This window comes from Micromonospora xinjiangensis, assembly GCF_056150165.1.
In genome coordinates this window covers 1-2,778 of the sequence record NZ_JAXCFO010000015.1, presented here as the reverse complement: position 1 = coordinate 2,778, position 2,778 = coordinate 1, and the positions used below count along the sequence as shown (strand labels likewise).

The window sequence follows — 2,778 nt, the reverse complement described above, 5'->3', positions numbered from 1 at the left end:
CGATGGCGGAGAGGGGTTGGCGGTCGTCGCGGAGTTTGCCGACGAGTTCGGCGGTGAGGTGTTGGGCCTCGGCGGCGCTGCCGCCGTTGCCGGCCACCAACAGCCGGCCGCCGCCGGCCAGCGTCCAGGCCAGCTGGGTGCCCCACGCGGACAGCCGCTCGGCGGCCTGACGGTAGGGCAGCAGCGTGGCGGCCAGCTCGCTGAGGTGCGTGTCGACGATGGAGAGTGCCCGGTTCATCAGGCCACCGCCGGGGTCGGTCGGCCCACGGAGCTGACCGCCGCGTACACCGCGCCCAGCTGCTCGGCGGCGCGCTTCCACGAGTAGCTGCTGCGGATGCGGTCCAGCGCCGCCGTGGCGTACGCGAACCGGCGGATCTTGTCGGCGAGCAGTCGGCGGATCGCCGCGCCCAGCGCGCGCGGGTCCCGCGGCGGGACCAGGTCCCCGGTCAGCCCGTCCACCACGGTGTCGGCGATGCCGCCGACGTTCGTGCCGATCACCGGTACGCCGCAGGCCATCGCCTCCAGCGGGGTGAGCCCGAACGGCTCGTACCAGGGGGCGGCGACCAGCACGTCCGCCGAGCGGTACCAGCGGCCCATCTCCTCCCGCGGCACCGCACCGACCAGGCGCACCCGGTCGGCCACTCCGCACGACTCGGCGAGCCCGCGCAGACGGCGGGCGAAGGAGTCGGCCGGCAGCAGGTCGGCCGGCGGACCGCCGACCACCACGCACTCCGCGTCCGGCACCGCCGGCAGCGCCCGGATCACCTCCTGGAAGCCCTTGCGCTCCACCAGCCGGCCGACGGTGAGGATCCGGGGCCGGGCGGGGTCGCGCGGCACGGCGGGGCCGTCGGGACGGAACATCTCCTGGTTGACGCCGGAGGGGACGAGCGTCATGCGGCTGCGCGGCACGCCCATCCGGACCAGCTCGGCGATCTCGTCCTGGCACTGCACGATGACGCGGTCGGCGGCCCGCCCGAGCGCCCGCTCGTAGCCGATCCGGCCTGGTGGGCTGGTGTCCCGGGACCCCTGGTGCCGCCGCTTCACCGTGCCCAGCGCGTGGTACGTGAGCACCATCGGCACGCCGGCCCGCCGGCCCGCGTGCAGGGTGGCGAGCCCGCTCATCCAGAAGTGCGCGTGCGCGACCTCGGGTGTCCAGTCCCCGTCCCGCCACTGCCCGGCGAGCCACCGACCGAACTCACCCATGTACGGCAGCAGCTCGTCCTTCGGCACCCGCCGCGCCGGGCCGGCCGGCACGTGCCGCACCTGGTAGCCCTCGGCGACCTCGACCAGCTCCGGAAGCGCGGGGGAGTCCCGGCGCGTGTAGACGCGCACGTCGTGGCCCTCGGCCACCAACGCGGCCGCGAGCTCGGCGACGTGCGTGTTCTGTCCGCCCGCGTCCTCCTCACCGAGAACGGCGAGCGGGCTGGCGTGCTCAGAGATCATCGCGATACGCATGTTTCCTCCTCCATGAGCCGGTCCCAGTCCGTGAGGAACCGGTCGAGCCCGAACCGTTCCTTCGCCACCTCACGCGCTCGCGCGCCGAGCCGGCAGGCGGCATCGTGGTCCGCCATCAGCCACCGGGTGGCCTCGACCAGCGTGTCGACGCGGGTGGAGAGCACCCCGGCGTCCGGGGGCACCGCCTCCACCGCCTCGGTGGTGGCGAGCGCGACGACCGGCATGCCCATCGCCATGGCCTCGATGAGGCTCAGCCCGAGCGAGGTCCACCGGCACAGGTGCAGGTACGCGCGCCGCCGCGCCACCTCGACGTGCATCCGCGCCTGCGGCAGGTCTTCGTGGCCGGTCACCCGGGGCTCCGCCGCGCCGGGCAGCGCCGCGCGGGCGAGCGCGTCCGCCAGACCCGTCACACCCATGCCGAACACGTCCAGCGGCGCCACCCGGGCGAACCGGGGCATCAGGTCGGTGCCGGTGACCCGCCAGCGGCGTACCGGCTCGTTCGTCACGACGGCGAGCCGGTCGAGCTCACCGCTCCAACTCGTCCTCGGCGGCACGATCCCGTGCTCGATCACGGTCGTCCGCGTCCCCCCGGTGTCCCAGAACAGCTCGTTGAAGTGGGTCACGTGGGCGACGACCAGGTCGTCGCGGTCGGCCATGGGGTGGCGGCTGTGGGGGACGTCGCCGTCCTTCGGGGTGTTGTGCTCGACGTAGACGGCGGGGACGTCCCGGCCGGGTCGGCGCCCCAGCCACTTCTCCGCGAGGTCGAACTCCTCGGGGCGTTGGAGGACGACGAGGTCCACCTCGGTGTGGGCGAGGTCCTCGGGGCTGACCTCGACGGCCGTGTCGGGCCAGGGGTAGGTGCGGGCGCGGCCGAGGCCGTAGGGGCCGCGGTCGGGTGTGGTGGGGATGAGGTAACGGTGGGGGCCGTGCACGAAGGCGGTAATCCACGAGCCGTGCACGTGCCAGAGCAGGACGTTCATACCTCTCCTCGGGTGTGTCGCGGACGTGGGCTGGGGGATCGGACCGGACGGTGGTCAACCGGAGGGAGGGGGCGCGAGCACGCGGACGGCCGCGACCACGTCGGCGGGTTCGATTCCGGTGAGGCAGGGGTGGCCGGGGACGGGGCAGGTGGCGGCGCGGGTGTCGCGGCAGGCGGTGGTGGGGTCGCCGAGGCGGACGGTGGGCACCCGGTAGGGGCCCCACTGTCCGAACGGGACGGTGGGTGCGAAGAGGCTGACCACCGGTGTGCCGACCGCCGCGGCCAGGTGGGCGGGGCCGGTGTTGCCGACGACCACCGCCGACGCGTTCGCGATCACGCCGGCC

General features: G+C 74.6%; 3 protein-coding genes and 1 pseudogene. All 4 read right to left on the bottom strand.

Annotated features, from left to right (window positions below):
• Window positions 1-238 (bottom strand): annotated as a pseudogene (locus tag SM573_RS29685) (phosphoheptose isomerase); the annotation flags it as partial.
• Window positions 238-1,455 carry a glycosyltransferase gene (locus SM573_RS29680; protein ID WP_474615098.1) on the bottom strand — a complete coding sequence of 406 codons (1,218 nt, stop codon included), beginning with the start codon at window positions 1,453-1,455 and terminating at the stop codon, window positions 238-240. The pseudogene SM573_RS29685 and the gene SM573_RS29680, both read right to left, overlap by 1 nt.
• On the bottom strand, window positions 1,440-2,435 hold the full coding sequence (locus SM573_RS29675; protein WP_474615097.1) for a glycosyltransferase: 996 nt from the start codon (window positions 2,433-2,435) through the stop codon (window positions 1,440-1,442). Before SM573_RS29675 ends, SM573_RS29680 begins: the two co-directional genes overlap by 16 nt.
• Window positions 2,436-2,489: 54 nt before the next feature.
• Window positions 2,490-2,778 (bottom strand): glycosyltransferase family 9 protein (locus SM573_RS29670; protein ID WP_474617553.1); only part of this gene is annotated, 289 nt, incomplete at its 5' end.